The sequence below is a fragment of the Nocardioides iriomotensis genome (assembly GCF_004168035.1).
Lineage (GTDB): Bacteria > Actinomycetota > Actinomycetes > Propionibacteriales > Nocardioidaceae > Nocardioides_B > Nocardioides_B iriomotensis.
This window is the reverse complement of the sequence record NZ_SDPU01000021.1, coordinates 261,453-286,719: the sequence shown is the minus strand read 5'-3', so window position 1 is coordinate 286,719 and position 25,267 is coordinate 261,453. Positions and strand designations below refer to the sequence as shown.

The 25,267-nt window shown below is 74.3% G+C and carries 19 protein-coding genes; 8 read left to right on the top strand and 11 right to left on the bottom strand.

Annotation, left to right across the window (positions count from 1 at the left end):
* Positions 1 to 13: 13 nt before the first annotated feature.
* Complete coding sequence (locus ETU37_RS10690) at positions 14 to 385, bottom strand: YciI family protein (RefSeq protein WP_129987288.1); 372 nt, start codon at positions 383 to 385, stop codon at positions 14 to 16.
* Between the two features lie 137 nt (positions 386 to 522).
* Between ETU37_RS10690 and ETU37_RS10685 the strand changes: the two genes are divergently transcribed.
* Both ETU37_RS10685 and ETU37_RS10680 read left to right on the top strand, forming a co-directional pair.
* A complete protein-coding gene (locus ETU37_RS10685; RefSeq protein ID WP_129987287.1) occupies positions 523 to 1,317 on the top strand; it encodes a DNA-formamidopyrimidine glycosylase family protein in 795 nt (264 codons plus the stop codon).
* Positions 1,318 to 1,326: 9 nt separating this feature from the next.
* Positions 1,327 to 2,499, top strand: a complete 1,173-nt coding sequence (locus tag ETU37_RS10680; RefSeq protein WP_129987286.1) for an MFS transporter — start codon at positions 1,327 to 1,329, stop codon at positions 2,497 to 2,499.
* On the opposite strand, the gene ETU37_RS10675 is transcribed toward ETU37_RS10680, so the two are convergent.
* The 3 genes from ETU37_RS10675 to ETU37_RS10665 all read right to left on the bottom strand — a co-directional run bounded on the left by ETU37_RS10675 (position 2,483) and on the right by ETU37_RS10665 (position 4,228).
* Entirely contained in the window at positions 2,483 to 3,265 is a 783-nt protein-coding gene (locus ETU37_RS10675) for a hypothetical protein (RefSeq protein ID WP_129987285.1), read from the bottom strand. The genes ETU37_RS10680 and ETU37_RS10675 overlap by 17 nt on opposite strands.
* Positions 3,266 to 3,276: 11 nt before the next feature.
* A complete protein-coding gene (locus ETU37_RS10670; RefSeq protein WP_129987284.1) occupies positions 3,277 to 3,621 on the bottom strand; it encodes a helix-turn-helix domain-containing protein in 345 nt (114 codons plus the stop codon).
* A gap of 100 nt (positions 3,622 to 3,721) precedes the next feature.
* On the bottom strand, positions 3,722 to 4,228 hold the full coding sequence (locus ETU37_RS10665; RefSeq protein ID WP_240755666.1) for a CinA family protein: 507 nt from the start codon (positions 4,226 to 4,228) through the stop codon (positions 3,722 to 3,724).
* Between the two features lie 68 nt (positions 4,229 to 4,296).
* On the opposite strand from ETU37_RS10665, the gene ETU37_RS10660 reads away from it, so the two are divergent.
* Positions 4,297 to 6,072 (top strand): glycoside hydrolase family 15 protein, encoded by a 1,776-nt coding sequence (locus tag ETU37_RS10660; protein WP_129987283.1) that lies wholly within the window; start codon positions 4,297 to 4,299, stop codon positions 6,070 to 6,072.
* A gap of 35 nt (positions 6,073 to 6,107) precedes the next feature.
* Here the strand turns inward: ETU37_RS10660 and ETU37_RS10655 are convergent, their stop codons facing one another.
* From ETU37_RS10655 to ETU37_RS10635, 5 genes are all read right to left on the bottom strand, one after another.
* Positions 6,108 to 8,744 carry an ExeM/NucH family extracellular endonuclease gene (locus ETU37_RS10655; protein WP_165372485.1) on the bottom strand — a complete coding sequence of 879 codons (2,637 nt, stop codon included), beginning with the start codon at positions 8,742 to 8,744 and terminating at the stop codon, positions 6,108 to 6,110.
* Positions 8,745 to 8,896: 152 nt separating this feature from the next.
* On the bottom strand, positions 8,897 to 9,517 hold the full coding sequence (gene pgsA, locus ETU37_RS10650; RefSeq protein ID WP_129987281.1) for a CDP-diacylglycerol--glycerol-3-phosphate 3-phosphatidyltransferase: 621 nt from the start codon (positions 9,515 to 9,517) through the stop codon (positions 8,897 to 8,899).
* Positions 9,518 to 9,523: 6 nt separating this feature from the next.
* Positions 9,524 to 10,975: a 30S ribosomal protein S12 methylthiotransferase RimO gene (rimO, locus tag ETU37_RS10645; protein WP_129987280.1), complete on the bottom strand. Its 1,452-nt coding sequence runs from the start codon at positions 10,973 to 10,975 to the stop codon at positions 9,524 to 9,526.
* Positions 10,976 to 11,082: 107 nt separating this feature from the next.
* Positions 11,083 to 13,047, bottom strand: coding sequence for a helix-turn-helix domain-containing protein (locus ETU37_RS10640; RefSeq protein ID WP_129987279.1), 1,965 nt, complete (start codon positions 13,045 to 13,047; stop codon positions 11,083 to 11,085).
* 11 nt (positions 13,048 to 13,058) lie between these two features.
* The gene (locus ETU37_RS10635; RefSeq protein ID WP_476703572.1) at positions 13,059 to 15,407 is read right to left on the bottom strand and encodes an FtsK/SpoIIIE family DNA translocase; all 2,349 of its coding nucleotides are present in this window, start codon (positions 15,405 to 15,407) and stop codon (positions 13,059 to 13,061) included.
* Between the two features lie 315 nt (positions 15,408 to 15,722).
* Between ETU37_RS10635 and ETU37_RS10630 the strand changes: the two genes are divergently transcribed.
* Positions 15,723 to 16,505 (top strand): PASTA domain-containing protein, encoded by a 783-nt coding sequence (locus tag ETU37_RS10630; RefSeq protein ID WP_165372484.1) that lies wholly within the window; start codon positions 15,723 to 15,725, stop codon positions 16,503 to 16,505.
* Here the strand turns inward: ETU37_RS10630 and ETU37_RS10625 are convergent.
* Together ETU37_RS10625 and ETU37_RS10620 are read right to left on the bottom strand one after the other, a co-directional pair.
* Positions 16,492 to 17,346, bottom strand: coding sequence for a M56 family metallopeptidase (locus ETU37_RS10625; protein ID WP_129987276.1), 855 nt, complete (start codon positions 17,344 to 17,346; stop codon positions 16,492 to 16,494). The genes ETU37_RS10630 and ETU37_RS10625 overlap by 14 nt on opposite strands.
* Before the next feature lie 4 nt (positions 17,347 to 17,350).
* The gene (locus ETU37_RS10620) at positions 17,351 to 17,758 is read right to left on the bottom strand and encodes a BlaI/MecI/CopY family transcriptional regulator (RefSeq protein WP_129987275.1); all 408 of its coding nucleotides are present in this window, start codon (positions 17,756 to 17,758) and stop codon (positions 17,351 to 17,353) included.
* Between the two features lie 104 nt (positions 17,759 to 17,862).
* Between ETU37_RS10620 and ETU37_RS10615 the strand changes: the two genes are divergently transcribed.
* The 4 genes from ETU37_RS10615 to ETU37_RS10600 are packed head-to-tail and all read left to right on the top strand — an operon-like array spanning position 17,863 to position 25,213.
* Positions 17,863 to 19,311: a cytochrome ubiquinol oxidase subunit I gene (locus ETU37_RS10615; protein WP_129987274.1), complete on the top strand. Its 1,449-nt coding sequence runs from the start codon at positions 17,863 to 17,865 to the stop codon at positions 19,309 to 19,311.
* Between the two features lie 30 nt (positions 19,312 to 19,341).
* On the top strand, positions 19,342 to 20,337 hold the full coding sequence (cydB, locus tag ETU37_RS10610) for a cytochrome d ubiquinol oxidase subunit II (protein WP_129987273.1): 996 nt from the start codon (positions 19,342 to 19,344) through the stop codon (positions 20,335 to 20,337).
* On the top strand, positions 20,337 to 23,696 hold the full coding sequence (gene cydD / locus ETU37_RS10605) for a thiol reductant ABC exporter subunit CydD (protein ID WP_129987272.1): 3,360 nt from the start codon (positions 20,337 to 20,339) through the stop codon (positions 23,694 to 23,696). Before cydB ends, cydD begins: the two co-directional genes overlap by 1 nt.
* Positions 23,669 to 25,213 carry a GGDEF domain-containing protein gene (locus ETU37_RS10600; protein WP_129987271.1) on the top strand — a complete coding sequence of 515 codons (1,545 nt, stop codon included), beginning with the start codon at positions 23,669 to 23,671 and terminating at the stop codon, positions 25,211 to 25,213. The genes cydD and ETU37_RS10600 overlap by 28 nt, the downstream gene beginning before the upstream one ends.
* Positions 25,214 to 25,267 lie beyond the last annotated feature (54 nt).

Here is a 25,267-nt window from a genome sequence, read left to right as displayed (position 1 = left end):
GGCGGGCCGGGCGTCAGCCCATGTCGCCCGAGTGGTCGACGGTCGGACGCACCTCGACGGCGACGGACGGGTAGCTCAGGCCGGGCCAGGTCGAGGCCACCTCGAGCGCCTCGTCGAGCGACTCCGCCTCGAGGATCACGAACCCGGCGACGGCCTCCTTGGTCTCGATGAACGGTCCGTCGGTGACGCTGCGGTCCGCGCCCGCCCCACGCACCGTGCGGGCGGTGCTGACGCTCTGCAGCTCGGCCCCGCCGTCGGCGATCTTGCCGGCACCGGCCCACTTCTCGAACCAGGCGTAGATCTCCTGCATCCCGTTGTCATCGGAGCTCTCGGTGGTCGTGCCCGCCTCCGACTCGTCGACGCAGATCATCATGGCGTAGCGCATGGTGCACTCCTTCGGTTCCGGCCCGGAGGCCTGGGGTCGCCCCGCTGGCGACCCTCTCACCCCTGACCACGAACGGCGAGCGTCACTTCTCGACACCGCGGTGAACTTTTTCCTGCCGGGGTCCTACGCTCGGCCCCATGCCCGAGGGAGACACCGTCTGGCGCACCGCCAAGCACCTCGACCAGGCGCTGTCCGGGGAGGTGCTGACCCGCACGGACTTCCGGGTGCCGGCGCACGCGACGCTCGACCTGGCGGGGCAGCGCGTCATCGAGACCGTGTCACGCGGCAAGCACCTGCTGACCCGGATCGGCGACGCCCACACCCTGCACACCCACCTGAAGATGGAGGGCTCCTGGCACCTGTACAAGCCGGGCACCCGCTGGAAGCGCCCCGCCCACGAGGCGCGCGTCGTGCTGGAGACCGAGCCGTGGACCGGGGTCGGGTTCGCGCTCGGGATCGTCGAGGTGCTCCCCCGGGAGGCGGAGCACGACGCGGTCGGGCACCTCGGGCCGGACCTGCTCGGCCCCGACTGGGACCCCGACGAGGCGGTACGCCGCATCGAGGCGGCGCCCGAGCGGGCACTGGCCGACGCCTTGCTCGACCAGCGCAACCTGGCCGGCGTCGGCAACCTCTACAAGTCCGAGCTGTGCTTCCTCGCCGGCGTGCACCCGGGGCGACCGGTCGGCGAGGCCCGGGAACTCACGTCGCTGGACCGGCTGGTCCGGCGCGCCCACGCCGTGCTCGAGGCCAACAAGGAGCGCGTCGAGCAGACCACGACCGGTGACACCCGGCGGGGCCGGCAGACCTGGGTGTACCGCCGCGACAAGCAGCCCTGCCGCCGGTGCGGCACGAAGATCCTGGTGACGATGCAGGGCCGCGAGGGCCAGGAGCGCGCGACGTACTGGTGCCCGCGCTGCCAGCCGGAGGCGTAGCGTCGCACCATGACCGGGCCGCGGGAGCCGCGGGAGCCGCTGTTCACGCGGTCGTTCGTGCTCCTCTCCGCCTCCGACCTGGCGTACTTCCTGGGCGCCGGGGTGCTGGTGTTCGCCACGCCGCTGTTCGTCACCGGGCCGCTGGGGGCGGGTCCGGCGCAGGTCGGGCTCGCGATGGGCGCGTTCAGCCTGACGACGCTGGTGCTGCGGCCGTGGTTGGGCCGGTGGACCGACCGGCACGGCCGGAGGGTGCTGCTGGTCGGCGGCGCCGCCGGGTTCGCGGTGGTCGTGCTGGGACACCTGGTGGTCGACTCGCTGGCGGGACTGGTCGTGGTGCGGCTGGCGCTCGGCGCGGCGGAGGCGTGCTACTTCGTGGCCGGCTTCGCGGCCCTGGCCGACCTGGCTCCGCCGGCGCGCGCCGGCGAGGCGCTGAGCCTGAACTCGCTGGCGCTGTACGCCGGGATCGCGCTGGGTCCGGTCGCGGGACAGGGGCTGGTGGAGCTGGGCGGCTACCCGGCCGCCTGGGTCGGCGCCGCGTGCTCCGTGGCGGTCGCCGCGATGCTGGTCGCGCTGGTGCCCGAGACGCAGGGTCAGGTCGAGCCGGCCGCCGAGCCGCCGCCGCTGCTGCACCCGGCCGTGCGAGGTCCCGGCGCGGCGCTGGGGCTGGGCCTGCTCGCGATGTCGGCGTTCATGCCGTTCTCGGTGCTGCTCGCGCGCGAGGCCGGCGTCGCGCTGGTGTCGGTGGGTCTGCTGGTGTTCGGCGCGACCGTGGTGACGTGCCGGCTGGTGTTCGCGACGCTGCCCGACCGGGTGCCGGCCGCGCCGCTCGCGACCACCGCGCTGGTGGCGTCGGGACTCGGCATGCTGCTGCTCGGCACCTGGCCCACGTCCGCGGGGCTCGTGGCCGGGGCGCTGGTCTGCGGGCTCGGCTCGGCATTCCTGACCCCGGCGGTGTTCGCCCTGGTGTTCCGGTCGGTGCCGCCGGCGGAGCGCGGGGCGGCGGCGGGCGGGCTGAGCATGTTCGTCGACCTCGGGCTGACCGGCGGGCCGCTGGTCCTGGGGTCGCTGGCGGCCGCGACGGGGTTGGCGCCGGCGTTCGCGCTGACCGCCGCGCTCCCCCTGGCCGGTGCGTGGGTGCTCCGACCGCGCACGGCCCGGCCGCGGGTCAGGCCGGCCGGCTGATCGCGAGGTGCTCCGCGAGCGTCGCCCAGCAGGCGTCCTCGAGCGCGACCGGGTGGTCCGCGCCGAGCAGGCCGCGTGCGACCGGCAGGAACATCGCCGCCACCGAGACGTGCGCCCGGACGACGGCCTCGCGGTCGGCGTACACCGGCGGCAGCGCCGCCAGCGCGGCCATCTCGTCGGCGGGCAGGACCCGGCTCAGGTGCAGGGCGCCGGACATGCGCGGGCCCTCGACGCGGTAGCGCAGCAGGGTGGTGAGCATCTGCCGCAGCATCAGCGCGCCGCCGGCCGCGGTCACGAGCTCGCCGCGGCCCACGACCACGGGCAGCAGCCCGAGCACACGGAGGAACTCCTCGGTCATCGCGAGCACGGTGCCGCTCTCCGGAGCGACCCCGACCAGGGAGGTGAGCGTGACGTGGTCGCGGTTGACCAGCTCGGTCACCGCGTCGCCGTCGAGGTCGCCGAGCTGGGCGGGGCCGCCGACGACCACGTCCCAGCGCAACCAGCCCGGCAGGACGTGGGAGAACACCGGCGCCGGGCCGAGCCGCCGCGCGAGGAGCGGGTCGAACGCGGGGGCGACGTCGGCCAGCCAGCTCTCGACGTACGTCGGGAGGGCGGCCTCGTGGACGAGGACGAACATGTCGACGTCGCTGAGGTCGTCGCCCGCGCCGGCGCCGAGGCTGCCGGTCAGCCAGAGGCCGCGGACGCGCGCGTCGTCGGCCAGGTGTCGCGTGACACGGTCGACGAGGGCGTGCTGGGCGTCGGGCAACGCTCAGCGGGTCAGGCGGCGGAGGCGACCACGTTGCCGGAGCGCGGACCGGCGTCGGTCGTGCGGGTCTCGAGGGCGGTCGTGTCGAGCGAGACGTCCTCGAGCTGCATGGCGAGTGCGGCCTCCTCGAGCGCGACGGCGTCGCTGACCTCGGACAGGATCTCGGAGAGGGGCACGTCGAGCGCGGAGCACAGCGAGGCGAGCAGCTCGGACGAGGCTTCCTTCTGGCCGCGCTCGATCTCGGAGATGTAGCCCAGGCTGACGCGCGCCTCGGCGGAGACCTCACGGAGGGTGCGGCCCTGGCGCATCCGCTGCGAGCGGAGCACCTCACCGAGCAGGCGTCGGAAGAGGACCATGGGCTTCTCCTTCGGCGGCGGGGTGGGGTGGGGGGTGCGCTACGTGTAGGGCAACGCTACCGGTTCGGCAAAACTTCCCGGGCGGCAACACCGACAAACATCAGGCCGGTCCTGCGCCGTCCGCCGGGGGCGCGCCGCGCTGCAGCTGGAGCAGGACGGCCTCGACCGCCTGGCGGACGGCGGCCTCCCGGATCGCGGCCCGGTCGCCCTCCAGCTGCAGCTCGTGGGTGGTGGTCCCCGAGGGTCCGTCGACGCCGACGTACACCCGGCCCACCGGCTGCCCCTCCTGGGAGTCCGGGCCGGCGACGCCGGTCGTGGACACCCCCCAGTCGGTGCCGAGCAGGGCTCGCACGCCGCGGGCCATCGCGGCCGCGCACGGGGCGGACACCACGCCGTGCTCCGCGACCAGCGTGGCCGGCACGCCCAGGAGGTCGGTCTTGACCCGGGTGGCGTAGGACACGACGCCGCCCACGTAGCTCTCGCTGGCCCCGGGCGCGGCCGTGAGCGCGTCGGCGACCGCACCGCCGGTGAGCGACTCCGCCGACGCGATCGTCTGGCCGCGCCGGACCAGCTCGGCGTGGACGTGTGCTCCCAGCTCCGTCGTCACGGCGCGGAGAGTACCCCGCGTCTCCCTGCTCAGTCAGCGTCACTGGCCCGTCTCGGTAGGTTCTGGTCATGCCGTTGCCGATCGAGGACTATGCCGTCGTCGGGGACACGGGCACCGCTGCCCTGATCGGTCGGGACGGTTCGGTCGACTGGATGTGCCTGCCCCGCTTCGACTCCCCCGCCTGCTTCGCCGCGCTGCTCGGCGACGAGTCGCACGGCCGCTGGCTGCTCGGGCCGGCCGGGGAGTTCCGCTGCGAGCGCCGGTACGTCGGGCACTCGTCGGTGCTGGAGACGACGTACACCACCGACACCGGCAGGGTGCTGGTCGTCGACGCGATGCCCATCAACGACGGCCGCGCCGACCTGGTCCGCCAGGTGCAGGGCGTCGAGGGCACCGTCACGATGCGCCACGAGTGGCGGGTCCGGTTCGACTACGGCCGGATCCGTCCCTGGGTGCACCGCTCCGAGCTCTTCGGCGCCGAGGTGATCAACGCCGTGGCCGGGCCGGACCGGCTGATCCTGCGCGGAAGCCGGCTGCCGCACGCCACCGACCACGTGCACACCGACGAGTTCGAGGTGTCGGCCGGGGACGAGCTGTTCTTCAGCACCACCTGGGTCGCCTCGCACCACGACCTGCCCCGGCCGCTGGAGATCAGCGGCCGGCTCACGCACACCCAGGAGGCCACCGAGGAGTGGGCCGACCGGTGCGAGTACCACGGCCCCTACCGCGAGGCGGTCCTGCGCTCGCTGCTCACGCTGCGGCTGCTCACCCACGGCGGCACCGGCGGCATCGTGGCGGCGCCGACGACGTCGCTGCCCGAAGACTTCGGCGGCGAGCGCAACTGGGACTACCGCTTCTGCTGGCTGCGCGACGCGGCGCTGACGCTGGAGGCGTTCCTCGCCTGCGGCTACCGCGAGGAGGCGCGGCTGTGGCGGGACTGGTTGCTGCGGGCGGTGGCGGGAGACCCGGCCGACCTGCAGGTGATGTACCAGGTCGACGGCGCCCGCGACCTGACCGAGCGCGAGCTCGACCACCTGCCCGGCTACGAGGGCTCCCGGCCCGTGCGTATCGGCAACGGCGCGGTCCGCCAGCGGCAGACCGACGTGCTCGGCGAGGTGATGGCGGCGCTGCACCATGCTCGGATGCTCGGCCTCGAGGAGAGCGACGACTCGTGGGCGCTGCAACGGGCGCTCGTCGACGAGCTGGCCGAGCACTGGGACGAGCCGGACCACGGTCTGTGGGAGGTGCGTGGCCCGACCCGGCACTTCACGCACTCACGGGTGATGGTGTGGGTCGCGTTCGACCGGGCGGTCCGCGCGGTCGAGGAGAACGGCCTGCCCGGCGAGGTCGACCGGTGGCGCGACCTGCGCGACAAGGTGCACGCCGAGGTCCTCGCGCAGGGGTACGACGGGGAGCGCGGCACGTTCACGCAGGCCTACGACACCGCGGCGCTCGACGCCGCGCTGCTGGTGATCCCGGCCGTCGGGTTCCTCGACGGCGACGACCCGCGGGTGCTCGGCACGATCCGGGCCGTCGAGGAGGACCTGGTCGAGCACGGCCTGCTGCTGCGCTACCGCACCGAGACCGGCGTCGACGGGCTGGGCGGCGACGAGCACCCGTTCCTCGCGTGCTCGTTCTGGCTGGTGTCGGCGTACGCCCTGGCCGGGCGGGTGGACGACGCGCGGGCGCTGATGGACCGGCTGCTCGAGATCCCGAACGACGTGGGCCTGCTGCCCGAGGAGTACGACCCGGTGTCCGGCCGCTTCGCCGGCAACTTCCCGCAGGCGTTCTCGCACCTGGCGCTGGTGAGCGCCGCGATCAAGCTGGAGCGGGCCGCCGGCTGACCGGCGACCCGCTCCTGCGCTGCTGCTGGCTGCCGCTACGGCTTGCCGACGGCGTTCACGACCAGCGTCGTGCTCGCGTCCTGCGAGCTGCCGTCGGTGTAGCCGACGACCAGCTCGTAGAAGCCCTTCCGCGGGAATGCCTCGACCGGGACGCGCACCCGGCCGCCGGTCACGGCGGCGGTGCCGACGACCTCGCCCTCGCGCGTGACGGTGAGCGTGCCGTCGGTCGGCGTCGCCCCGTCGGTGCGGGTGACGTCGACGACCACGGTGGCCGGCACGCCGACCTTCGGCTTCACGGGCTCGATCCTCGCCGTCAGGTCGGTGCTGACGAGTTCGAGGCCGACGAGCACGGGGTCGTGGTCGGAGGCACGGAACTGGTCCGGGGCGTAGATGGCGTCGACCGCCGCCGGCTTGAACGTCGTCTCGTAGTCGAGGACGTCGGGCTCGTCGGCGTTGATGTGCCACTCCTGCGCGCCCGTGACCTGGCCGGCGAGCGACGAGCTGGCGAGACCGTGGTCGAGGTAGCCGACCATGCCGTCGAAGACGTAGCTGTAGGCGTCCTCGCCGCCGAACCGCTTGACCTGGTCCTGGTAGCCCGCGGCCTCGAACGCCCGGATCGGGTCCTCGTGGTCGTAGGAGTTCATGTCACCGATGAGCAGGTGGTCGGGGTCGCCGCTGCCGGTCGGGTCCGACGCGAGGTGGTCGGCGATCGCCTCCGCGGCGGCGGTGCGGGTCTGGTTGCAGTTGCCCTGGCCGTCGCCGGTGTCGGGGTCGCCCGCGCAGGCCGAGCCCTTGGACTTCAGGTGGTTGACCGAGACGGTGAACCGCTCCGCCTTCGCACCCGCCGCGACGACCGTGTCGAAGGTCTGGGTCAGCATCGGCCGGTTGCGGGTGTCGTCGAAGCGCGGGTCGTCGCCCGAGTCGAAGACGTCGTACGCCCCGGCCGGCGTCACCGCACCGGGCTTGTAGAGGAAGCCGAGGCGGATCGCGTCGCCACCGATGACGCCGGTGTCGATGTAGTCGTAGGTGCCCGCACCCAGCTTGTCGTTGAGCCCGGCGGCCAGGTCGGCGGCCGGCTCCACCCCGGGCGTGTTCTCCATCTCCATGAGGCCGACCACGTCGGCGTCGAGGCCGGCGATCGCCGCGACGATCTTGTCGCGCTGGCGCTTCCGCTCGTTCTCGTCGTCGGCGCCGCGACACTCCTGGTCCTGGTCGGGGCCGCAGACGAAGTTGGCGCTGCCGCCCCGGTCGATGGTCAGGAAGTAGTTGAGCACGTTGAAGCTCGCCACCTGCACGTCGCCGCCGACGTTCGGCCGCGCCTCGGGACGCTGGTTGACCGATGCGTACCCGCCGTACACCGTGGGCTGCACGCGGTAGGCCCCGAACGCGTCGTCGACGATGCCCTCCAGGCCGGTGATGGTGTCACCGCCGCGGAACCGGTTGTCGAGCGCGAACGGCCGGCCGTTGCCCGGGTGCGGGATGACCGACGGGTTCTGCGAGCGGTTGAGGTCGTCGACGATGATCTGGCGCCGCTCGTTGTCGGCGAGCAGAGCCTGCGCCGCAGGGCCGGGGTCGGCCACGGCGGTCGGGGTCATCAGCCGGTCCTCGCCGGGGCGCGGCTCGGCCAGGACGACCTCGCCGAAGCGGTCGTAGTTGAAGTACTCGCTGATCACGAGCTTCTCGGGCAGCGCGACGCGCATGCCCTCGAGGTGCTCGAGGTTGGTGCTCGCCAGCGGGAAGGTGACGGCGACCGGCGTGACCGTGGCGGTCGACGCACCGCAGTCGAGCCGCGCGGAGACGCTGCCCAGCTGGGTCTTGCCGTCGAACTCGGTCACCGTGCCGGTGACCCGGACGACGTTGCCGACCGCGGGGGCCGCGCCGGACTGGAAGACGAAGATCCCCTCGGAGGTCTGCGGGTCGGCGTCGACGTCGGACGGCTCCTCCTGGACGAAGTAGCCACCCAGCATCGCGGCCGTCACGACGCCCTCGACGGTGCGCGTGCCGCCGAAGGCGGGGTCGAACGCCGCGCCGGCGCCCTGGATGTCGTGGATCGCGGTCGCCGGGTCGGCACACACGCCGGTCGGGTCCGGCTCGGGCTCCTCCTCGACGCAGGCCGCACCACAGGCGGTCGGCGTGGGCGCGCCGGCGACGAAGTCGACGTTGTTGCGGTCGGTGTCCGTGCCCGGGGTGGGCGTCCGGCTCGCGGAGGTGGTGTTGCTCAGGCCGGGCGCGGCAGCCGTGCCCTCGAAGAGGTTGGCGGTGCCGTAACCGACGCGGTCGACCAGGGCGCCGCCCTTGGTGAGGTCGATGCGGCCGTTGGTCCCGCTCATCGCGAGGGTCCCGGTGGCGTCCGGCTTCGGCAGCGCCGGGGCACTGCCCGTGCCCGCCGCCATCTGCACCAGGTAGGTGCCGCCGGCGGGGATCTGACCGCTCAGCGCGACAGGTGCGCCGCCCGAGGTGCCGCCGGAGCTGAAGTAGCCCACCGCGTAGCCGGTCAGCGGGACCGTGGCGGTCGTCGGGTTGTGCACCTCGACGAAGTCGTTCTGGTACGGCGCTCCGGAGTTGCCACCGCCGCCGAAGACCTCGCTGACGACGAGGTCCGAGCCGTCGGGCCTGGCCTGCGCGGCCGGCATCCCGGCGAGCGTGGCGAGCGAGGTGACGGTGAGCGTCACGGCGGCGAAAGGTGCAAGGGCGCGCGTCATTGCGCGCTGCGGTCGAGCCACAGGGGTTCCCTCCCGAGATAGGCGAATGGCGTCACCTTAGGCGGACGCGCGGGTCTCGGGGAGGCCTGGAATGTAACGACTTGGCGAACGGGTCCGGTCGGTCAGGCGTCGCGGGTCGCGGTGGCCTCGCGGTGCTGGTGGCGGGCGTCGCGGAAGAACTCGTAGCCCGACCAGAGCGTCATCGCGACCGCCGCGGCCATGAGGACGGCGGCGACGTACCAGAGCACCTCACCGGGCACCTCGAGCGGACCCTCGAGCAGGCGCAGCGGCAGGATGAAGCCGCACAGCGCGATCGTCTGCAGCACCGTCTTGACCTTGCCGGAGCGGTTGGCGGCGAGCACGACGTGCTTCATGATCGACAGCCGCAGCAGGGTCACGCTCCACTCGCGAAGCAGCACGATGACCGTCACCCACCACCACAGCTCGCCGATGATCGACAGCCCGACGAAGGCCATGCCGGTGAGCGCCTTGTCGGCGATCGGGTCGGCGATCTTGCCGAAGTTCGTGATCAGGTTGTGCCGCCGGGCGATGTCGCCGTCGACCTTGTCGGTGATCATCGCGGCCAGGAAGATGGCGAACGCGATGAGGCGCCAGGTGATCGAGTCACCGCCGTCGTGCAGCAGCGCCCACGCGAAGAACGGCACCATCACGATGCGCAGGGTGGTCAGCGCGTTGGGGACGTTCCAGTTGCTGACCTTGGTCTCGGGCTCGGTGGTGGACATCGTCTCTCACGCCTCCCGCGCGACCAGGTCGACGCCTTCGGTGTCGACGACCACGGCGGTGACCAGGTCACCGACGCGCGCGTCGCTGCCGACCAGCGTGGTGCAGCCGTCGACCTCGGGGCCCTGCAGCGCGGCACGGCCGACGACCTCGCCGTCCTCGACGGACTCCACCAGCACCTCGACGGTCTCGCCGACGCGCTCGGCGGCGCGCTGCGCGGTGAGCTCCTCGACCAGCCGGGTCAGGTGCTCGGTGCGCTCGCGGATCTCGTCCTCGTCGTGCTTGCCGTCGTACGTCTCGGCCTCGGTGCCGTCCTCGTCGGAGTAGCCGAAGACGCCGACGACGTCCATGCGGGCGGCCTCGACGAAGTCGCACAGGGTCTGGAAGTCGTCCTCGGTCTCGCCCGGGAACCCGACGATCACGTTGGAGCGGACGCCCGCGGTGGGCGCCTGCTGCCGGACCTGGTCGAGCAGCGCGAGGAAGCTGTCCGGGTCGCCGAAGCGCCGCATCCGGCGCAGCACGGCGGCGGAGGCGTGCTGGAAGGAGAGGTCGTAGTACGGCGCGACGCCGGGCGTGCCCGCGATGGCGGACACCAGCCCGGGCCGGGTCTCGGCCGGCTGGAGGTACGACACCCGGACCCGCTCGATGCCGTCGACGGCGGCGAGCTCCGGGAGCAGCGTCTCGAGCAGCCGGAGGTCGCCGAGGTCCTTGCCGTAGGACGTGGAGTTCTCGCTGACCAGGAACAGCTCCTTGACGCCCTGCCCACCGAGCCAGCGGGCCTCGCCCAGCACGTCGCTGGGCCGGCGCGACACGAACGAGCCGCGGAACGTCGGGATCGCGCAGAACGAGCAGCGCCGGTCGCAGCCGGAGGCCAGCTTGAGCGGCGCCATGGGGCCGCCGTCCAGGCGGCGGCGCACGGCGCGGGGACCGGACTCCGGCGTGGCGTCGGCCGGCAGGTCGGGCGCGGCGATCGTGTGGCCCGGGACGACGACCGTGCCGGCGTCGCGCGCCGACGGCGAGATCGGCAGCAGCCGGCGGCGGTCCTGCGGCGTGTGCGGGTGGTGCTGCTCGCCGTCGAGGATCGAGCGCAGCCGGTCGGCGATGTCGGGGTAGTCGTCGAAGCCGAGCACCGCGTCGGCCTCGGGCAGCGACGTCGCGAGGTCCTTGCCGTAGCGCTCCGCGAGGCAGCCGACCGCCACGACGGCCTGGGTGCTGCCCGACGTCTTGAGGTCCGCCGCCTCCAGCAGGGTGTCGACGGAGTCCTTCTTGGCGGCCTCCACGAAGCCGCAGGTGTTGACCACGACCGTGTCGGCGTCGGCGGCGTCGTCGACGAGCCTGAACCCGCCGAGCTCGAGCCGGCCGGCCAGCTCCTCGGAGTCGACCTCGTTGCGCGCGCACCCGAGGGTGACGAGCGCGACGGTGCTGAGGGGAAGGCTGGCGGCAGCAGGAGACGTAGTCATGACCGTGTTCGAGTATGACGGTCCGGCCCGCCCGGACGCGAACCGAGCGGCCCGGGACCGGGTGTGGACCAGGTGACGACCGGGCTGAGGACCGCGTGCGGGGTTGGTCAGCGAGCGCGGTGGAACGTGCGCGCCCCGGTCTGGCCCAGCTCGCCCACGAAGCCACGCTGCTTGCCCTGCACCCGGACCTCGACCGCGCCGGCGTTGCGCGCCATGACCCGGACCGGCGGGGAGACGCGCAGGGTCTTGCGCTCCCCCATCACCAGCGGGCCGGCGAACACCACCGTGCGGTCGCCGTCGCGGACCACGACCCGTGTCGGAGCCTGGGCGGCGACGAGCGTGACCGGGATCGGCTTGGGACCCGCGGCGGCCTTGTCCTGCTTCATCGAGTCGTAGCCGTTGTCGACGCCGGCCGAGCCGTTGAGCACCGGGGTGGCGCCCGGCAGCAGCGCGTCGTCGACGTCGGGCGCCTCGGTGGAGAACAGCCGCACCACGCCCCACACCATCACCAGGCTTAGGACGCAGCCCACGAGCAGCGCCCAGTTGGGCCCGCCGACGGTGCTGCGCATGCTGCCGGTGTTGCCGGTCGCCAGCTCGGCCTCGAACACCTTCTTGGCGTTGATCGGGGCGGTGGCGTAGCGGTTGTCGAACTTCTCCAGCAGCGGCGCCGGGTCCTGCCCGAGCACCCGGGCGAGGGTGCGCAGGTGGCCGCGGGCGTAGAAGTCGCCGCCGCACGGCACGAAGTCGTCGACCTCGATGGACTCGATCACGTGCGGGCGGATCCGGGTGCGGTCGGCCAGCTCGTCGACCGTGAGCCCGACGCGGGTGCGTGCGGCGGCCAGCTGCGGGCCGATCACCGGGTCGGCGGCGGGCTCGGCCCGGAACTCGTCGATGACCAGCGGCTCGACGGCATCGCCGAGCCGGGCGATCGGGTGGACCGACGCGCCGCGGGTGCCGGGGCCGTCGAGCAGGTTGACCGCGGGACCCTGGTTGCTCTCCAGGTCGATGCTGCCCGCGCGGCGCAGCACGGGCTCCTCCGGCAGGACGTTGCGGGCGAGGTCGGCGGAGACCGCGTCGCGGTGCAGCGCGGTCGCGCCGAGCGTCGTGGCGGGGGCGTCGCGGGTGACCATGGCGCGCAGGCCGCGCTTCGCGTCCCGCAGGGGTACGGCGAACGCGGCGGGCGCCAGCGGCCGGCGGGAAGGCTCCGGCTCCGGGTCCAGGTCGGGCACGCCGTCGGGCTCGGGCCCGGCAGCCACGAGGGGCTCGTCGGCCTCGGCCGCGTGCTCCTCGTCGAGGTCGTGGCCGCGGCCGTGGGCGAACCGCGAGACCAGCGTGCCGAGCCCACCGAGCGGGCTGCGCCGCGGAGCACGCACCGCAGCCGGCTCGGTGAGGTCGTCCTGGGCGGCAACGGGGTCGACAGCCTCGACAGCCTCGACAGCCACGACCGGCTCGCCCGGGTCGGTCGCGTCGCCGGCGTGGGCCGTCTCCTCGGGCTCGACGCGCACCACCGGGGCGCTCGCGCCGAGCCGGCCCAGCACCGCCGGCAGCTCGTCGGCCGGGACGGACGTGCGCGTGGTGAGGCCGAGCGGCACGACCAGCGGGGCGCCGTACAGCTTCTCGTTGAGGCGGGCGGTGCGCCGGCCGGGCGCGTCCAGCCCGTCGAGCGCGCGCTCGACGTGGTGCGGGTGGAACGCCAGCCGGCCGTCGTGGAGCGGGCCGCGGCGCGGCAGCATCTCGACCCGGGCGACCGCGTCCCAGGGCAGGCCGCGCCACTGCGCGCCGAGCCGGATCCGGACGCCGAGCCCGTCTGCCACGACCAGCGGTGTCCGCGCGTCGAGCAGCGCGGCCAGGTGGAAGCCCGCGACCCCTGCGATCACCAGGCACAGAACCCAGTCGAGCGGCGCGCCGTACTGGACCGCCCGCCAGAGGTAGGCGATCGCGAGCGCGGACGCGGCCACCCCGACGACGGCGGACAGCGCGGCGTTGCGCCGCACGGTCACGGCGTCGGGTGCCGCCTCGAGTGCGGGCGTGTCCTCGGTGTCGGTCATGTGCTCTCCGGGCAGTGCGCTCATCTGCTCCCCCTTCACTGCTCGCCCTGCAAGGTCGCGATCACGGCGTCGAGGTCGTCGGGCTTGATCAGCACGTCGCGTGCCTTCGAGCCCTCACTGGGGCCGACGACGCCGCGGCTCTCCAGGATGTCCATCAGTCGGCCGGCCTTGGCGAAGCCGACCCGCAGCTTGCGCTGGAGCATCGACGTCGACCCGAACTGCGTCGACACCACGAGCTCCACGGCCTGGACCACCAGCTCGAGGTCGTCGCCGATGTCGTCGTCGAGCTCCCGCTTGGACGCGGCCGGCGCGGTGACGTCCTCGACGTACGTCGGCGACAGCTGCTCCTTGGTGTGCTTGACGACGTGGGCGATCTCGGCCTCAGTGACCCAGGAACCCTGCACACGCACGGGTTTGGAGGCACCCATCGGCAGGAACAGCCCGTCACCCTGGCCGACCAGCTTCTCCGCACCGGGCTGGTCGAGGATGACCCGGCTGTCGGCGAGCGACGAGGTCGCGAACGCCAGCCGCGAGGGCACGTTGGCCTTGATCAGCCCGGTCACCACGTCGACCGACGGGCGCTGGGTCGCGAGCACCAGGTGGATGCCGGCGGCGCGCGCCAGCTGGGTGATGCGCACGACCGCGTCCTCGACGTCGCGCGGGGCGACCATCATCAGGTCGGCGAGCTCGTCGACGACCACCAGCAGGTACGGGTACGGCGCGAGCACGCGCTCGCTGCCCGGCGGCACCTGCACCTTGCCGGCCCGGACGGCCTTGTTGAAGTCGTCGACGTGCCGGAAGCCGAACGCCGCGAGGTCGTCGTACCGCATGTCCATCTCGCGCACCACCCACTGGAGGGCCTCGGCGGCCTTCTTGGGGCTGGTGATGATCGGCGTGATGAGGTGCGGGACGCCCTCGTAGACGTTGAGCTCCACGCGCTTGGGGTCGACGAGGATCATCCGCACCTCGTCGGGCGTCGAGCGCATCAGCAGCGACGTGATCATCGAGTTGACGAACGACGACTTGCCGGAGCCGGTGGCGCCGGCGACGAGCAGGTGCGGCATCTTCGCGAGGTTCGCGACGACGAAGCCGCCCTCCACGTCCTTGCCGAGGCCGACGACCATCGGGTGGTGGTCGTTGCGCGCGGTGTTGCTGCGCAGCACGTCACCGAGGGAGACGATCTCCTTGTCGGTGTTGGGGATCTCGATGCCGATCGCGGACTTCCCGGGGATCGGCGACAGGATCCGCACGTCGGCCGAGGCGACGGCGTACGCGATGTTCTTGCCGAGCGCGGTGACCTTCTCGACCTTCACCGCCGGGCCGAGCTCGACCTCGTAGCGGGTGACGGTCGGGCCGCGCATGTAGCCGGTGACCTGGGCGTCGATGTCGAACTGCTCGAGCACCTCGGTCAGCCGGGCGACCACGTCGTCGGAGGCCTTGGAGCGCGCCTTGTGCACCGAGCCGGGCTTGAGCAGGTCGTTGCCCGGCAGCGCGTAGGTGATGTCGCCGGACAGCGACAGCTGCTCGACGCGCGCCGGCAGCGGGGTGTGCGGCGGCGCCTCGGTCTTCTCCTCGCCCGGCGCGGGGACCGCGGCGCCTGCGGCGGCTTCCTCGGCGGCTTCCGCGGCGGCAGCGGCGTCCTTCTTCCGCTTGCGGCCGAGCAGCGCCCGGTCCTCGAGGACCGGACTGTCGTAGGCCGGGTCGCCCAGCTCCGGGTCGATGTCGTCGTCGACGGTGGCGCGCTTGCGCGAGCGGCGCTTGATCGGGGCCGTGTCGTCGGTGGCGCTGACCTCGGCCTCCCCCGTGTCATGGTCGGGGACGCGTCCGAGCACCCGGTCGCGCAGCTCGGCGAGCCGCTCGGGCACCTGGTACAGCGGCGTGGCGGTGATGACGAGGACGCCGAACATCGCCAGCAGGGTCAGCAGCGGGATCACGACGAGCGAGCTGCGCAGCAGGTCCACGAGCAGGGAGGCGACCACGAAGCCGATCGCGCCACCGGAGTGCTGCAGGGCGGTGATGTCGCCCTGGGACGGCTCGGGCGAGCCGTTGCCGATGTGGATCAGGCCGAGGACGCCGAACAGCAGCGCGGCCCAGCCGATCACCTGGCGGCCGAGCGGGCCGTTGGTCTCGGGGTCGCGCAGGTTGCGCCAGGCGACAAAGCAGAGCAGGAACGGCACGAACCAGCCGACCAGGCCGACCGAGCCGTTGACCACCGTGCGGACGGTCTCGGCGACCGAACCGGGCAGCTGCCACCAGACCGCGGCGGCGACCACCACGGCCAGCCCGATGAGGAACAGCCCGGCGCCGTCGCGCCGGTGCTCCGGCTCGAGCTCGCGGGCGGTGTGCCCGACCTTCCTCACGCCGGCGCCGATGGCGTGGGCCATGCCCAGCCAGACGGCCGCGAGCCCGCGCCCGAGGGCGCCGAAGGACGCGGCAATGGGGCCGGTGCCGTTGCGGACGGCCCGGGGCGCAGGACGGGTCGAGCTCGACCGTCCTTTCGCCGCGGACGTGCTGCGGGACCGGCTACCGGACGACCGGGTCTTCGAAGAGCTCGACTTGGTCTTGCTCTTCGACGACGCCGGTGGGGAAGACGTACGGGTCGCCATGGTCACAAATCTAGGCGACCGTCACACCCGTCACATGCTTCACACGCCGGGCGGTCGCCCCGAATGCCCGGCCGGCGGGGCTACAGTCCGGGCGTGAGCGACGCGGGCGAGGTGCTCTCCTCCGGGTCGGACCGCCCGGGGCGCGGCGGCCGGGCGCTGCTCGTCCTGGCGGTGCTCGCGGTCGCGGCGGCCTGGTTCGCCGACGACGTGGCCGGGCTGCTGCAGGACCGGACGACGGTGCCGCGGGCCGGCGACCGGCCGGTCGGGGAGGCGGTGACGCTGCTGCGCGAGGCCGGGCTCGACGTCGCCACCCATCGAGAGCTCGAGCCCTGCTGGCCGGGGCGCTGGGTCATCGACCAGGCGCCGAAGCCGGGCGCCGAGGTCGAACCGGGCAGCACCGTCAGGCTCACCGTGACGGACCCGGCGTCGAGCCGGTCCGTGTGCCCCGCGGGGGTCGCCACCGACAACGACCGCGCGCTCTCGGCGCGGTTCATCGCGTTCGCGCAGACACCGGGGCCCGGCCACGACCTGCCCTGGGCCGGCCGCGTGCGGGTGATCGCCCCGGGCACCGACGAGGTGGTGACCGGCGAGCGGGCCGACGACGCGGCGACCTGGACGACCGCCGACAGGTACCTGCTCGCCCCCGCGACCACCATCGGCAGCTCGTGGATCGTGCAGGCCGCCGAGGAGCGCCGCTGCCCGGATCCCCCGGCCCTCGCGGCGTACCGCCGCATCGCGGTCTCCGACACCGACCCGACCGGCGCGCCCGACCGGCGGTTCGACGACTGCCGGCCGGGGTCGGCCGTGAGCCTGTACGTCGACCGCGACTACCGCATCCACGGCGTGCAGGTGATCGGGCCGCTCACACCACCGTGAGCAGCCACGGCACCGCGACGAACACCGTCGGCAGCACCAGCACGCCCGCCGCCGCGGCGTAGAGCCCGGCCGCCAGCACCCGGTGCGGCCGCTCGTCGCGCAGCAGTGCCATCCGGGCGGCCACCTCGCCCGGGTGGTCCCCTCCCCCGGCCGCCATCGCGGCCGGCGGCACCGACGCGCCGACCAGGGCGGCCAGCGCCCGGACCAGCGGCGCGGGACCGAGCCGGCGCCTCGCGGCCCGGTCGGCCAGAACCTCGACGAGCAGCCGCACCTCCGCGAGCGCGGCGCGGCTGGTGACGAAGCGCGGGAACGCGTCGTGCAGCACCGTGAACGCCTCGACCACCAGGTCGTGACGCGCCCGCAGGTGCGCTCGCTCGTGCGCCAGCACCGCGGCCAGCTCACTCGCCTCGAGCCGCTCGCGGGCCCCGGCGGTCACCACGACGCGCGACCCGGTCACGGCGGGCACGCAGTAGACCATCGGCGCGGCGTGCTCGAGCACCCGCACGCCCGCGTCCTCGGAGGCCAGCAGGTCCACCATCTCCCGGTGCCGCCGCCTCAGCGCCCGCACCCGGGTGCCGACCAGGTGCCCGCTGAGCAGCAGCCGGCCCAGCACGGTCAGCGTGACCACGAGGGCGAGCCCGACCAGGACCGGCGGCAGCGCAGGCACGGTCGCCAGCGAGAGCCCGGCGCCCAGCGCCGCGAGCACGGCGGCCAGCGCCACAGCCTGCCACAGCACGAGGGCCGCCCGCGGCGCCCGTCGTACGGCGGTCGCCCGGGCCAGCACGGCCGGGGCCGGACCGGCCAGGACGGCCGCCAGCAGCACCAGCGCGGCCGTCGTCACGTGGTCATGCGCGCGGTCGCTCCGCGGCCTCCAGCGCCGCCAGCGCCTCGCGCAGCGCGTCCCGGTCGGCTGCGCTGGCCTCCCCCACGAACGCCACCAGGGCGGTGCGCCGGTCGTCGCTGGCGAACTCGTCGAGGGCGTCGCGCATCAGGCCCGCGGTCATCTCCTCGCGCGAGCCGCCGGCGCGGTAGCGGTAGGCGCGGCCGTCGCGCTGCTGCTCGACCAGCCCCTTGCCGGCCATCCGCTGCAGCACGGTCATCACCGTGGTGTAGGCGCTGTCGCGGCGACCCGGCCGCGCGGCGAGCGCGGCGTGCACGTCCCGGACCGTCCACCAGCCGCCGTCGGGCGCCGGAGACCACAGCACCTCCATGACGGCGCGTTCGAGCTCTCCCATCCGGGACTTCGGGGCCATGCGGACGAGTCTAAAGACCCTGTCCCCGGATCTACTACTCCCCGTAGTATCTACTACGCTGCGTAGTAGTTCGTCCCGTCGACCCGACGCACCCAGGAGCCCGCGTGGACCCGCTCGACATCGCCCGGTGGCAGTTCGGCATCGTCACCGTCTACCACTTCCTCTTCGTCCCGATCACCATCGGACTCTCCGCGCTGGTGGCCGGCCTGGAGACGGCCTGGGTGCGCACCCGCAAGGAGGAGTACCTCCGGCTGACGAAGTTCTTCGGCAAGCTGTTCCTGATCAACTTCGCGATCGGTGTCGTGACCGGCATCGTCCAGGAGTTCCAGTTCGGGATGAACTGGAGCGACTACTCCCGCTTCGTCGGCGACGTCTTCGGCGCGCCGCTCGCGGTCGAGGGCCTGCTCGCGTTCTTCCTCGAGTCCACGTTCCTGGGCCTGTGGATCTTCGGCTGGGACCGCCTCCCGCGTGGTCTGCACGCCGCCTGCATGTGGCTGGTGCACATCGGCACGCTGCTGTCGGCGTACTTCATCCTGGCCGCCAACTCCTGGATGCAGCACCCGGTCGGCTACCGCTACAACCCCGACACCGGCCGCGCCGAGCTGACCGACTTCTGGGCGGTGCTGACCAACAAGGTCCAGCTGGTGACGTTCCCGCACACCGTCACGGCCTGCTACCTCACCGGCGGCGCGTTCATGCTCGGCGTCGCGCTCTACCTGGTGCGGCGCCGCTCGACGCCCGACGCGGACCGGCCGATGTACCGCACCGCCGTCCGGCTCGGCGCGGTGGTCACGCTGATCGGCGGCCTCGGCGTCGCGGTCAGCGGCGACCTCCAGGGCAAGATCATGACCGAGGTCCAGCCGATGAAGATGGCGGCGGCCGAGGGGCTCTACGAGACGGAGGCGCCCGCGTCCTTCTCGGTCTTCACCATCGGGTCGCTCGACGGCTCCGAGGAGCGCTTCGCGATCAAGATCCCCGGCCTGCTGTCCTTCCTCGGCACCGGCACCTGGGACGGCGAGGTGCAGGGCATCAACCAGCTCCGCGAGAAGTACCAGCAGACGTACGGCGAGGACCCGGGTGCGACGTACTACTCCGCCGGCGGCTACACCCCGGTCATCCCGGTCACCTACTGGACCTTCCGGCTGATGATCGGCGCCGGCATCGCGGCCCTGGCCGGTGCGGCCCTCGTCCTCTGGGGCACCCGCCGCGGCCGGGCCCCGACGAGCCGGTGGTGGCTGTGGCTCGCGGTGGCGCTCCCGCTGCTGCCCCTCGCCGCGAACTCGTTCGGTTGGATCTTCACCGAGATGGGCCGTCAGCCCTGGGCGGTGTTCGGCCTGATGACCACGGCCAACGCGGTCTCCCCCGGCGTCAGCGCCGGCGAGATGCTCACCGCCCTGATCACCTTCACGCTGCTGTACGGCGTGCTCGCGGTGGTCGAGGTGAAGCTCATGCTGCACCACATCGGCAAGGGCGCCGCGCCGTTCGAGGAGCCGCCGTCCCCCACGCTGCGCGGACCCGGCGACGCCGACCGCCCGCTCGCCCACGCGTACTGACCCCGCACCCGAACGCGACAGGACATCACCATGGAGCTCACGACCGTCTGGTTCGGCCTCATCGCCGTGCTCTGGATCGGCTACTTCTGCCTGGAGGGGTTCGACTTCGGCGTCGGCATGCTGCTGCCCGTGCTCGCCCGTGACGACCGGGAACGGCGGGTGCTGATCAACACGATCGGCCCGGTGTGGGACGGCAACGAGGTGTGGGTGCTGGTCGCGGGCGGCGCGACGTTCGCCGCGTTCCCCGAGTGGTACGCCACCCTGTTCAGCGGCTTCTACCTGCCGCTGCTGCTGATCCTCGTCGCGCTGATCGTGCGCGGTCTCGCCTTCGAGTACCGCGCGAAGCGCGACGACCACACCTGGCGGGCCCGCTGGGACCTCGCCATCATCGTGGGCTCGTTCCTGCCGGCGCTGCTGTGGGGCGTGGCGTTCGCCAACATCGTTCGGGGCGTCCCGATCGACGAGAACGCCGAGTACGTCGGCGGGTTCTTCAACCTGCTCTCGCCGTACGCCCTCCTCGGCGGCGTCACCACCCTCCTCCTGTTCCTGACCCACGGCGCGCTGTTCGTCGCGCTGAAGACCGACGGCGACATCCGGCACCGGGCCCGGGCGCTCGCACTGAAGGTGGGCGTCGCGGCCGCCGTCGCCGCGGTCGCGTTCCTGGCCTGGACGCAGGCGTCCACCGGGTCGGCCGGGTCGCTGGTGCTGTTCGCCGCGGCCGCCCTCGCCCTCGTCGGCGGGCTCGTCGCGGCGCTCCGGGCGCGCGAGGGCTGGGCGTTCACCGGCAACTTCCTGGCGATCGGCCTGGCGGTGGCCGGGCTGTTCGCGGCGCTCTTCCCCGACGTGATGCCGTCGTCGCTGGACCCGGCGTGGTCGCTGACCACGACCAACGCCTCGGCCACCGAGTACACCCTGACCGTGATGACCTGGGTGGCGGTGTTCTTCACCCCGATCGTGCTGCTCTACCAGGGCTGGACCTACTGGGTGTTCCGGCGCCGCATCGGCACCCAGCACATCCCGGCCTGATGCGCCCCGTCGACCCGCGGGTCCTGACCCACCTCCGGCCGGCGCGGTGGGCGCTGGCCGGCGTGGTGGCCGGCAGCACCGCGGGCGGGCTGCTGCTCGTCGCGCAGGCGTTCGTGCTCGCGCGCCTGGTCACGGCGGCGGTCGGCGGCGAGGACCTCGCCGGTCCGGGCGCCTGGGCGCTGGGGATGTTCGCCGCCCGGGCGACCACGGGCTGGCTCACCGACCGTTGCGCGGCGCGGGCCGCCGGGCAGGTGGGTACGGCGCTGCGCGGCCGCCTCGTCGAGGCCGCGCTCGCCCTCGCGGGCGCCGGCCTGTCGCGGTACCGCACCGGCGAGCTCACCGTGCTGCTGACAAGGGGCGTGGCGGCCGTCGAGCCGTACCTCACCCGCTACCTGCCCGCCCTCGTCGTGGCCGTGGTGCTGCCCCCCGCCACGCTGCTGGCGATGGCCGCCGTGGACTGGCCGGCGGCGCTGACCGCCGCGGTCACGCTGCCGCTGGTGCCGGTGTTCGCCGTGCTCGTCGGGCTGGCCACGCGCGACCGGGCGGACCGACAGTGGCGGCTGCTGTCCTCGCTGTCCGGCCACTTCGTCGACCTGGTGCGCGGCCTGCCGACCCTCGTCGCCTACGACCGCGCCGCCGTGCAGGGCGGCCGGATCCGCGCGGTCACCGCGCGCTACCGCGACGCCACCCTCGGCACCCTCCGGATCGCGTTCGCCTCGTCGGCGGTGCTCGAGCTGGTCGCCACCCTCTCGGTCGCTCTCGTCGCCGTGCTCGTCGGCCTGCGGCTCGCCACCGGCGGCCTCGACCTCGAGACCGCGCTGGTCGTGCTGCTGCTCGCCCCCGAGGCCTACTGGCCGCTGCGCCGGGTCGGCGCCGAGTTCCACGCCGCCGCGGAGGGCACCGCGACCTTCGAGGCGGCCGACGCGCTCCTGCGCGAGCAGCCGCTCGCCGTACCGCGGGGCGGGCAGGCGATGGCGGTCGACGGCCTGGTCGTCCACTACCCCGGCCGCGACGTCGCCGCCCTCGACGGGCTCTCGGCGACCTTCGCCCCGCGTGGGTTGACCGCGATCACCGGCCCCAGCGGGTGCGGCAAGTCCACGCTGCTCGCCGTCCTGCTCGGCCGCCTCGCCCCCACCTCGGGCACCGTGGCGACGCCCGCCGCCGACCAGGTCGCCTGGGTGCCGCAGCGGCCCTGGCTGCTCCCCGCCTCCGTGCGCGACAACGTGCGGCTGGGCCGCCCGGACGCGACCGACGCCGAGGTGTGGGCGGCCCTGGAACAGGTCCGCCTGGCCCACCACGTCGCGACCCTGCCCGACGGCCTCGACGCCGTGCTCGCCGAGGACGGCGCGTCGTTCTCCGCCGGCGAACGGGCCCGGCTCGCGCTGGCCCGCGCCGTCGTCAGCGGTCGCCCGTGGGTGCTGCTCGACGAGCCCACCGCCCACCTCGACGAGGAGACCGAGCGGGTCGTCGCCGAGACCCTCGTCAGGCTCGCGGCCGACCGAGCCGTCGTGGTGGTCGCCCACCGCCCGTCCCTCGTCGCCCTCGCCGACCAGGTGGTCACGCTCCGCGCCCCGGCTCCCGCCGCCGAGCCCGACCCGGTCCCCGCACGCCCCGAGACCGCCCCCGCGGCCGCGGCGCCCGCCGCACCCGAGCAGCCCACCCCGGCCGACGGCACCCGCGGCCGGCTGGCGCTGGCCACCCTCCTGGGCGCGCTCGCGGGCGCCTCCGGCGTGGCCCTCACCGCCACGGCCGGGTGGCTGATCGTCCGCTCGGCCGAGCACCCCCCGGTGCTGATGCTGATCCTGGCGATCGTCGGGGTGCGGACGTTCGGCATCGCCCGCCCCGTGCTCCGGTACGCCGAGCGCCTGGTCGGCCACGGCGCGGCGCTGCGGCTGCTCGCGGACGAGCGCGCCGACGTCTACGACGCCCTCGTGCCGCTGGTGCCGGGCCGGCTCGGCCCGCACCGCGGCGACCTGCTGACCCGCGTCGTCGACGACGTCGACGCCGTGCTCGACGAGCGGCTGCGGGTGCGGGCGCCCGTGCAGACCGGCGCACTGGTCGTCGCCGGCGCGGGCGTCTTCACCGTCCTGGTCTCCCCCGCGGCCCTCGCGCCGGTCCTCGGCTCTGCGCTGGCCGCCGGCGCCGCCGCCCTCGGGCTGTCCTGGTGGTCGGCGCGGCGCGCGGAGGCGGCGTTCGTCCGCGAGCGCGGCGCGCTGTCCGCGCGCGTCGGCTCCGTGCTCGAGGGCGCCGCCGACCTGCGGGCCTGGCAGGCCGACCGCCGAGTTGCCGCGGCCGTCCGGGCCGCCGGGGACCGGCTCGCCCGGGCCTCCGGCCGTGCCGCGGCCGGCGCGGCGCTCGGGCGCGCGGTCGCGACGGTCGCCGCCGGGGTCGGCGTCGTCGCCGTCCTGCAGGCCGCAGCCGGCACGGTCTCCGGGCCGATGCTGGCCCTGCTCGGGCTGCTGCCACTGGCGCTGCTCGACGTCCTCCTCCCCCTCGCCGACGCGGGCCAGCTCGCGGTACGGACCCGGGCCGCGCGCGAGCGGCTGGCCGCGCTCACCGCCACCGAACCCGCCGTCACCGACCCGGACGACCCGGTCGCCGCGGGGCCCGGCACCGACCTGGTCGTCGACGCCGTGCACGCCGGATGGGGCGACGAGGCCGTGCTGCGCAATGTCGACCTCGACCTGCCCGCCGGCGCGCGCGTCGCCGTCGTCGGCCCCTCCGGCTCCGGCAAGTCGACCCTGGTGGCGCTGCTGCTGCGGTTCCTCGACCCGCAGCGCGGCAGCGTGACGCTCGACGGGCGCCGGCTCGACCACCTCGCGCTGTCCGACGTACGCACGCGGGTGGGGCTCGTCGACGACGACCCGCACGTCTTCGCCTCGACGCTGCGCGAGAACCTGCGTCTCGCCCGCCCCGGTGCCGACGACGCCGAGCTGCTCGCCGCCCTCGACCGGGCCCGGCTCACGCCGTGGGTGGCGGGGCTGGCCGACGGGCTCGACACGTTCCTCGGCGAGGGCCACGCCGAGGTCTCCGGCGGCGAGCGCGCCCGGCTCGCGGTCGCCCGGGCCGTGCTCGGCGACCGCCGCGTCCTCGTGCTCGACGAGCCCACCGCGCACCTCGACTCGGGCACCGCCGAGGCGCTGGCCGCCGACGTGCTCGGCACGGGCGACGATCCGGGCGGCCGGTCGGTGGTCTGGGTGACGCACGGCCGGGCGGGGCTGGACCGGGTCGACGCCGTCCTGCGTCTCGGTGACCGGGACGGAGACCCGACGAACGGTCGGGAACCGCGCGTTCTGCCCCATCGGGACCAGGGCGTCGGCACAATCGCCCCGTGGTCTCCGCAGCAGCAGCACGGGTGATGAGCCTGGCGCAGGACCAGGACGTCGCGTCCGCGCTCACCCTGGCCCACGCCACGCTGCGCGACGCCGCGACCGCTCCGCCGCGCGACCTCGCGGCACTCTGGTACGCCGTCGCCGTCGCCCACCACGTCGAGGCCGACCTGGACGCGCTGGCGGTGGCCGCGGACCGCTGCCTCGACCTGGCCCGTCAGGCCGACGACGAGGGCTGGGCCTCCAACGCGCTCTCGATGCGGGGCATGGCGCACCTGCGCTCGGACCGGATCGAGGCCGCGCTGCTCGACCTGGCCCGCGCCGAGGTCGCCCTCGCCGCCTGCGACGACGAGGCGCTCGCCTGCTGGGCGCACACCGGGCTCGGCTACGCCTACCTCGAGCTGCGTCTCTACGAGCTCGCCCGGCCGCACTTCGAGGCGGCCTGCGCGATCGACGCCAGCCCGATCCCGCTCGACGAGGCGACCGCGATCGACCTGCTCAACCTCGCCGAGCTGCACCAGCGCTGGGCCGACGAGCTCGAGCGCGCCGAGCCGCACGAGCGGGCCGGTGACGAGGCCGACGCGATGCGGGAGCTCGCGCACGAGCACGCCGCGCGCGGGGTCGCCGAGGCCGCCCGTGTCGGGGCGACCGGCCTCGCCGAGGCCTGCCGGGCGATCGAGCTCGTGTGCCGGCCCCGCGGCAGCGCCGCCGCCTCCCTCGACGAGCTGCGGGCGGCGTACGACAGCAGCCACCACAACGAGCGCCAGGGCGGCCGCGCCGTCGTCGGCAGCGCGCTCGCCCGCGCACTGTGGCGGGTGGACCGCCGCGACGAGGCGCTGGCCGTCGCGCGCGAGGCCGCGGCCGAGTCCGCCGCCGCGACGGACTGGCACGTCGGCGCGAGCGTGCAGTGGCTGCTGGTCGAGATGGAGTACCAGGCCGGCCTGCCGGGCGCCGCCTCCGGCCACGACTACGCCCGGCTGCTCTCCCGGGTGCTCTGGCAGCAGCGGCTCAGCACCCTGCAGGGCGCCCAGGCCGCCCTCGACGTCGAGCGGCTGCGCCGCGACACCGCCCGGGCCGAGCGGCAGGCGCTGGAGGACCCGCTCACCGGGGTCGGCAACCGCCGCGCCCTCGACGCCGCGCTCGCCGCCGGCCGCCTCGACGACGAGCCGTGCAGCCTGCTGGTCGTCGACCTCGACGCGTTCAAGGGCGTCAACGACCAGCACGGGCACGCGGTCGGCGACGAGGTGCTGCGCGGGGTCGCGGACGCGCTGCGGTCGGTCGCCCGCGCGGACGACCTCGTGGTGCGGCTCGGCGGTGACGAGTTCGTCGTGCTCGCCCGGGCCACCGACGTCGCCGGCGCGGCCCACCTCGCGGCCCGGCTGCGCGACGCGATCGCCGGCATCGCCGTCGACGTTCCCGACGGCCTGGTCAGCCTGACCGCCAGCGTCGGCGTGAGCACGACCGGCGCCACGACCGGCGTGCGGGAGCTGCTGGAGAGCGCCGATCTCGACATGTACCGGGGCAAACGCGGCCGTTCCGGCCGCTGATCGGACGCCCAAGGGCGTGCGGTCCGTGATATCGGACGCACTCGTCCGGAACGT